The following is a 351-nucleotide window of genomic DNA, read 5'->3' as shown; positions in this document are numbered from 1 at the left end:
TACTCGTCATACTTCAAGTTGCATGTGTGTTGGCTACGTTCGCTCACCCGAATCACTTACTGGTGTAAGCTCATCGGGATTCACTCCCTTGCCGCCGTCCTGCAACTTGAATTATTTAGAGTATATAGGGGAAATGATTACCGCATATCATTTCCGTCGCGATAAACTGGAACGCGAACTTAAAGCTTATTTCTGAGGGCGCTTTCTTGTGTTTCTCCGCCGCTCTTGTTGCCTCGCGTCATATCAGGTTATAGGCCAGTAACATCCCCCATACCTCCTGTTCCAGCAGGTCAACTTTCCGGCTTCTCTGCACCAGCGCGTTATCCAGGAGACTGCTTTTCAGGGTTCTGA

Annotated in this window: 1 protein-coding gene and 1 pseudogene; one reads left to right on the top strand and one right to left on the bottom strand. The window is 48.7% G+C overall.

All coding sequences use genetic code 11. The annotated features are described in order from the left end of the window. On the top strand, positions 1-196 hold a 196-nt coding region (locus tag GVK32_RS29410; RefSeq protein ID WP_227698083.1), incomplete at its 5' end, for a hypothetical protein. On the opposite strand, the pseudogene GVK32_RS28775 reads toward GVK32_RS29410, so the two are convergent. Then, positions 146-351: pseudogene (locus GVK32_RS28775) on the bottom strand (IS4 family transposase); the annotation flags it as partial. The gene GVK32_RS29410 and the pseudogene GVK32_RS28775 overlap by 51 nt on opposite strands.

It is taken from the genome of Klebsiella sp. 18074, from assembly GCF_902705905.1.
GTDB classification, from domain to species: domain Bacteria; phylum Pseudomonadota; class Gammaproteobacteria; order Enterobacterales; family Enterobacteriaceae; genus Klebsiella; species Klebsiella terrigena.
The sequence above is the reverse complement of the archived record's forward strand: the minus strand, read 5'-3'. Positions and strand labels throughout refer to the sequence as shown.